Source organism: Cellulomonas rhizosphaerae (assembly GCF_003470205.1).
GTDB classification, from domain to species: domain Bacteria; phylum Actinomycetota; class Actinomycetes; order Actinomycetales; family Cellulomonadaceae; genus Cellulomonas; species Cellulomonas rhizosphaerae.
Window position 1 is genome coordinate 22,459 of the sequence record NZ_QWKP01000191.1, and the last position, 7,168, is coordinate 29,626.

General features: G+C 73.6%; 5 protein-coding genes. All 5 read right to left on the minus strand.

Annotated elements, in window-relative coordinates; all coding sequences use genetic code 11:
- Positions 1–78: 78 nt before the first annotated feature.
- Positions 79–1,200 carry an ABC transporter ATP-binding protein gene (locus D1825_RS09530; RefSeq protein WP_118767186.1) on the minus strand — a complete coding sequence of 374 codons (1,122 nt, stop codon included), beginning with the start codon at positions 1,198–1,200 and terminating at the stop codon, positions 79–81.
- A 185-nt stretch (positions 1,201–1,385) separates the two neighbouring features.
- A complete protein-coding gene (locus D1825_RS09535; protein ID WP_118767187.1) occupies positions 1,386–2,819 on the minus strand; it encodes an outer membrane protein assembly factor BamB family protein in 1,434 nt (477 codons plus the stop codon).
- Between the two features lie 17 nt (positions 2,820–2,836).
- The gene (locus D1825_RS09540; RefSeq protein WP_118767188.1) at positions 2,837–4,243 is read right to left on the minus strand and encodes an outer membrane protein assembly factor BamB family protein; all 1,407 of its coding nucleotides are present in this window, start codon (positions 4,241–4,243) and stop codon (positions 2,837–2,839) included.
- Positions 4,244–4,266: 23 nt separating this feature from the next.
- Entirely contained in the window at positions 4,267–5,673 is a 1,407-nt protein-coding gene (locus tag D1825_RS09545) for an outer membrane protein assembly factor BamB family protein (RefSeq protein WP_118767189.1), read from the minus strand.
- Positions 5,670–7,073 (minus strand): outer membrane protein assembly factor BamB family protein, encoded by a 1,404-nt coding sequence (locus D1825_RS09550; protein ID WP_118767190.1) that lies wholly within the window; start codon positions 7,071–7,073, stop codon positions 5,670–5,672. Before D1825_RS09550 ends, D1825_RS09545 begins: the two co-directional genes overlap by 4 nt.
- Positions 7,074–7,168 lie beyond the last annotated feature (95 nt).

Sequence of the window (7,168 nt, forward strand, 5' to 3'; positions counted from 1 at the left end):
CGGGCACGGCATCGCTGGGGACAGCACGACGGCGGGCCCGGAAACCGGAGCCCGCCGTCGTGTGCGTAATGCGGTGGATCAGAAGCGCTCGCCCGAACCGGCGTGGAACAGGTGCTGCTCGCCGTTGCGGATCACGACGCCGATCGTCTCGCCCTTGGCCGGGACCTGACGGGGGTCGACGCGCACGATGACCTGCGAGTCGCCGGCGCCCGAGTGCACGGTCGCCGCGGCGCCGAACTCGTTGGTGAGCTGGCCGTAGACGAACGCGTCCGAGCCGAGCTCCTCGACGATGTTCACGATCACCGGGATGGCGTTCGGCGTGCCGGCGGGGACGACGTCCAGCGCCTCGGGGCGGAAGCCGATCGTGATGTGGTTGCGGTCCTCCTCGGTGAACTCACCGATGACCTCACGGGCGACGGGCACGCGGGCCCGGCCGAGCGAGGCGTGGCCGTCGAGCACCGGGAACGTGCCGATGTTCATGGCCGGCGAGCCGATGAAGCCGGCGACGAACACGTTCTGCGGGGTGTCGTACATCTCGCGCGGCGTGCCGACCTGCTGCAGGAGGCCGTCCTTGAGGACCGCGATGCGGTCGCCCATCGTCAGGGCCTCGGTCTGGTCGTGCGTGACGTAGACCGTGGTGACGCCGAGGCGGCGCTGCAGCGACGCGATCTGCGTACGCGTCTGGACGCGGAGCTTGGCGTCGAGGTTCGACAGCGGCTCGTCCATGAGGAACACCTGGGGCTCACGCACGATGGCGCGGCCCATCGCGACGCGCTGGCGCTGGCCACCCGACAGGGCCTTCGGCTTGCGGTCGAGGTACTGGGTGAGGTCGAGGATCTTGGCGGCCTCCTCGACACGCTGGCGGATGTCCGCCTTCGGCGTGCCGGCGATCTTCAGCGCGAAGCCCATGTTGTCGGCGACCGACATGTGCGGGTACAGCGCGTAGTTCTGGAAGACCATCGCGATGTCGCGGTCCTTCGGCTGGACGTCCGTGACGTCGCGGTCGCCGATGAGGATGCGGCCGGCGTTGACGTCCTCGAGGCCCGCGAGCATGCGCAGGGAGGTCGACTTGCCGCAGCCGGAGGGGCCGACGAGGACGAGGAACTCGCCGTCCTCGACGTGCAGGTTGAGCGCGTCCACGGCGGGGCGCTCCGTGCCGGGGTACACCCGGGTGGCGTTGTCGAACGTGACTGTAGCCATGATGAATCCAGTCCCTTCACCGGCAGGTACGTGCCGGACGATCCGTTGTGAAAGGTGTCGAGTGTCTTCACTGACACAGATCGAGGCGGGCCATGACGGCCCCCCTCGGTCTGGTGCCATGATGCCACACCCCGAAGGTGGTCCAGATCACGGTGGGGTATCGATGCTGGTCAGACCGTCTCGATTCAGCCGATGACGGCGTTGCGGCTGCTGTCGCCGGTCGTCGAGTACACGGAGAGCATGCCGAGCCACGTGTTGAGCGACGAGTCCTGGGTCAGGCCCGTCAGGTCACGGTCGGGAAGCTTCGCCCCGTCGTCGAGGGCGAAGGCGCGCAGGCTCGTGGTGGCGTCGACGTAGACCGCCCGGCCGTCGGTCATCGGCCAGCCGCCGACGTTCGTCGGCTGGGCCCAGCGGATCTCGCCCGTGCGCGCGTCGAGCGCGACGACCGACGTGGTGGAAGCGGGCGTGATGCCGAACCCGTCCGACGCCGTGAGGTAGACGACGCCGTCGAGCACGAGGTCGCCGCCCAGCGGCGTCCCGCGCTGCGACCACAGGAGGCTTCCCGAGGCCGCGTCGCGCGCGACGAGCGTGCCGGGGCGCTCCATCGTCAGGACGACGTCGTCCGCCGTTCCGTCGTCGACCGTCGCGTACATCGTCGTGCCCTCCACCCTGCGCGTGCTGCCGTCCGCGAAGTGCAGGCCGGTGTCAGCGGTGTCGGAGCCCAGGTTCCAGGGCGACGTCGTGATCAGGCCGCGGGGGCCGAGCTGGACCGAGGTCTCGGGGCCGACCTCGATCTCGTCGGTGACGGCTCCGTCGAGCACGCGCCACACGGATCCCCGGTGGGTGAACACGGTGTAGCCATCGCGCGCCTGGAGGCCGATGTCGTACGACGGGGAGTCGTCGGCGGGGGGATCGGCAACGCTGCCGAGCTCGAGCCGCGCGGTGGTGTGACCGGTGGTGTCGAACGTCGTGAGCGTCCACGTGACGACGTCGCCGGCGGAGGTCGACAACATCGTCTGCACCCCGCCGTCGCCCGCGGTCCACGTGCGCAGGGGCGTGCGCCAGGTGGCGACGAGGGTGCCGTCGCTCGCGTCGAGGACCACCAGCTGGGTGTCCTCGTTCTCGGGGGGAATCACGCTCGAGCCGATCGGGCCGGCGGCGCACGCGAGCAGGTCATCCGCGCCGACCGGGACGCAGGTCGACTGGCTGCTGCCGTCGGTGCGCGCGTCGTCGTCGACCGGGACCTTCGTCGTCCACACGGGGCCGCCCGTCCTGCGGTCGATCTCGCGGATCGCGAGCTCGCCTGGCCCGTCGGTCACCGCGACCACGTGCGGGCCGACCTGGACGGCGCTGCCGAACCGGGTGTCGTCGCCGCTGGTCGACCACAGCACCGAGGGGCGCTGGGGCACGGGGAGCAGCACGCCGGGGACGTCGTCGAACCGGGTCTCGATCCGGTGCCGGCGTGCGTCGAGCGCGGTCTGGCCGCCCACCAGCAGCCCGACGACGGCGACGCCGCCGACCGCCGCCCACCACCAGCGCCGACGTCGCGGCTGCGGGCCGGAGGGTGCGTCGTCGAGCGAGCCGTCCTCGACCAGCTCGACCTGCTGGAGCCCTGCCATCGCGCGCCCCCTGGCCGTCAGCCGAGGATGGGCGCGGGATCGCCCGAGTAGACCGTGAGCACGCCACCGAGCGCGACGGGGGACTCGCCGCTGTACTCCGGCGGCAGGACCCGGTCGGGCTGCCGGTGGCCGTCGGTCAGCGCGTATGCGCGCAGCCGGCCGGGAACGGGCACGTACACGTTGGTCCCGTCGGTGCTCAGCGCGACCTCCGAGCTCATGATCGAACGGGTCCGCCACACCACGTGGCCGTCGTCGGCGTCGGCCGCGACGAGGTCGTCGCCGCTGCGCAGGATGACCCGACCGCCCAGCACGATCACCTGCGTCCCGGCCTGCGGCACCTCCCACCGGACCTGGCCCGTGCGTGCGTCGCGGGCCTGCAGTGCGAGGTCCTTCCACGCCCGGACCAGGAGGACGTCCGAAGCGGTGCCGTCGTCCACCGGCAGGTTGACCTGCTGGGCGGGCGCGTCGACGACGGTCCCGTCGGTCAGGACCAGCTGTGCGGTGCCGGTGCCGTCGCCGAACGCGAGCACGACCGCGCCGGACCCGTCGAGGGCTACGGTCCAGCCCGCCTCGATCGGCACGGTGGTCGTCAGCGTCCCGTCGTCGACGACCCAGACGTGACCTTGGTCGGCCAGCACGACGCGACCGAGCGCGCCTTCGAGGGACGCGTCGAAGGTCTTGCCGGTGAGGAAGCCGTCGTCCGTGTCCGGCGGCGCGATCGGCACGGTGGGCAGCACGAGCGACCACGTCGGTGCGCCGCTCGTGGCGTCGATCGTCTTCAGCGTCCACGTGACGTTCTCGTCGTCGCGCTCGGGGGAGGCCATGACGATCGTGTCGCCCGCGACGGCCCACGCGGCCAGGCTGGTGTCCGTGGTGGAGACGACCGTGCCGGTCGCCGCGTCCAGCACGACGATCCGCACGTTGCCCGCCTCGGTCGGGAGCTGGTCGGGCGGCGCCAGGGCGCCGATGGCGCACGCCGCGAAGGTCGGACGGCCTCCGGGCGGGGAGACCGGGCGGCACTCGACGCCGCCGACCCATCCGGCAGGGAGCGTCCCGGTCACATCCCACAGGTGCTTGCCCGTGCGCCGGTCGAGCTCGTGGATCTCGTACGTGGATCCGTCGTCGTCGGTGCTCCCGACGACCAGGTGCGGCCCGACCACCGCGAACCCGAGGTAGGTGTCTGCCGCCGGCGACGTCCAGAGCACCTTGACCTCGGTCGGCAGCGGCAGGAGGACGTTCGACGCCTGCGCTGCGCGCTCCTGGGTGGCGTGCTGGCGGCGGTTCTCGACGAGCTGCCACGTCACCAGGACGGCGGCGACGACGACCAGGGCTGCGAGCGCCCACGGCCACAGCCGGCGGCGGTGATTCGCCGGGGCGGGCTCGGCCGTGCCGTCGTCGAGCTCGACCGTCCGCATGTCCCCCATGCGCGGGATCGTAGACCCGCGACTCAGCCCACCGCGGTGACGGAACCGTCGAGCCCCCACGCGGCGACGTGCCGCGTGCCGGGCGCGAAGCCGACCGATGCCAGCCCGCTGAGCTCGTCGGCCAGGTCCGTCGACCAGCTCGGGTGGCCGTCGTGCCGCGAGTAGGCGGCGACGGTCGTCGGGGGAGCGACGACCACCAGGTCGTCGCCGTCGGTGCTCATCTGGTCGACCGCGTGGCCCACGTCGCGGCGCCAGCGCACGTCTCCGCTGCCGGGGTCCAGCGCGATGATGCTGTCCGACGTGCCGATGTAGAGCGTGCCCTCGACCAGCAGGGACGTCAGCGCGTTCTCGCGGAGCGTCCACCGCTGCGCGCCGGTGGCCGCCGAGCGGCCGACGAGCCAGGTGCCGTCGGCGCGGGTGTCGAGCGTGAACAGGGCGTCGGGTGCGGTGCCGTCGTCGGGGAACACGTAGACCGGCTGCTCGCTGATCGTGACCGTGCTGTGGTCGGGCAGCAGGGCGATGCCGTCCGCGCCGCCGCTCGAGAACGACCTGCCGAGCGACGTGCCGGTGCGCAGCGCGACCCACCACGTGCCGTCGGTGGTCGTGCGGTCCACCAGCGGCGTGCCCGCGCTGTCGAGCAGCCAGAGGTGGCCGCCGAGCGAGACGAGCACGTTGCCCGTGCCCTCGTCGAGCAGCTGGGGCTGGGAGAAGTCGGCGTGGGTGCGGGGGATCGGCGGCGTGAAGGTCCAGCGCGGCTCACCCGACGAGGGGTCGAGCGACTGGACGCGCCAGACGCCCGTGTCCGGGCTCCCGGCGACGACGAGCTGGTCGGCCGTGACCAGCACCGTGGAGTCGCCGCGCACCCGGCGGCTCGTGAGGATCTCGCCCGTGCGCGGCGCGACGGTCCACACCGTGCGCGACGAGAGCGCGATCGACGCCGCGGGCGCGTCGGGCCCGGCCGTGCACACGGCCAGCTCGCTGCCGTCGGCGGCCCGGACCGGGTCGCACCAGGACCACAGGGTCTCGTCGACCGGGACGTCGACCGGCGTGCGCCACAGCACGTCGCCCGTGGCGGCGTCGACGCCGTGCAGGTCGAAGCCGTCGCCCGACGAGGTCCCGCCCAGCAGCACCCCGTCCGCGGCACCGCCGTACGTCACGGCCGCCTCGGGCTGCTCGAGCCGCCACAGCGCGCGCAGCGAGCCGTCGGCCGGGGCGATCACGCCGGGGACCAGCGCGAGCCGCGCGGCGCGCTCGTCGGCCGCGGCGTCGCTACGGTGCTGGACGGCCACCGCCCCGCCGACGACCAGCGCCGCGGCGAGGCCGACCGCCCACCACCGGCGATGGCTTCGGGGACGTGGCGGGGTGTCGTCGTCGGTCGAGGGCTGGTCGCCCTCGAGCAGCACGACGTCGTGCATCGGCGAGCGGCTCATCGCAGCGCCACCACCGTTCCGTCGGGCAGCGACGCGAGCAGGAACCGCGTGGCGCCGTAGAAGCCGACGGACCCGAGGGTGTCGGTGTGCAGCACGTCGCGCAGGTCGATCGACCACGCGCGCGTGCCGTCGCGCATGCCGTACACGTCGACCTCGGACGACCCGTCGGTCGCGGCGAGGTAGCGCCCGTCGGTCGAGAGCTGCGCGACCGGGTGGTCGACGGCCGTGCGCCACCACTGGTCGCCCGACGCGGCGTCGAGCGCCACGAGGGCGCCGGACGTGCCGGCGTAGAGCGTGCCGCCGACGAGCACGGCCGAGTTCGGCGCGACGTCCGAGCGCCAGACGACCGACCCGTCGAGCGCGGAGCGGGCGACCAGGCTGCCGCCGTCGGCGCGGTCGGTGGTGAAGAACAGGTCCGGGTCCGAGCCGTCGTCCGGGTACACCGTGAGCTCGGCCTCGGTGCTGGCGAACCGGGTGCCGTCGGCGAGCACCACGGTGCTGCGGTAGCCCGCGTCGCCCTGCTCCGTGAAGCCCATCGCGGCGCCCGCCCGCAGGCCCGTCCACCACGTCTCGTCGCCGTCCGCGACCGAGGCGACCAGGTGGCCGTCGCCGCCGATCGACCACATGTGGCCCGGCACGACGAGCAGCACGCCGTCCTGCACCGGGGTCAGCTGGGGGGAGTCGAGGACGTGCGCGCCGCCCTCGACGCGCTCGGACGTGTACGTCCAGGCCGCCGCACCGGTCACCGCGTCCGTGGCCTGGACGCGCCAGTGGTCGTCGTCGGCCGGCTCGGCGACGAGCAGGTGGCCGTCCAGGGCGGCGATCTGGGCGGTCATCGGCAGCGTCCGCTGGGCGAGCACGCGACCGGTGCGGGGCGCGACGACCCACAGCACGCGGTCGGGCGCGGTCACCTGCCACAGGCCCGAGTTGTTGCCCGCCGTGCACACCGCCACCGCACTCGCGCCCGTGCCGACGGGCAGGCACCAGGCCCACGCGTTCGGCCCGGGGTCGGGCGTGACGGGCTTGGTCCAGAGCTTGGTGCCGTCGCTCACGTCCGTGCCGAGCAGGACGAACCCGCCCTGCTGCGACGCGCCCGAGACGAGGACCCCGTCCGCCGGGCCGCTCCAGATCGCGCTCGAGTGCTCGAAGTCGAGCCGCCAGGCGACGTCGAGGGTGCCGTCGAGAGGCGCGAGGACGCCGGGGACGGTCGCGAGGGCTGCGACGCGGGCCCGGTCGTGCGCGGCCGACGAGGTCTGGACGACGACGAGGACCGCGACGAGCACGGCCGCGGCGGCCGCTCCCCAGCCCGCGTGCCGGCGCAGCCACGACGGGCGGGGAGCCGGCTCGTCGACGAGCGGCGCGTCCGCCTCGACGAGCTCCACCGACCGCATCGTCGACATGCTCCGACGGTAGTCCCGCCAACGCGCGAGCGCCGGGCGCCCAGAGGGCTGCCCGGCGCTCGCAGGGGGTGATTCTGCGGCCGTCAGGCCCTGCG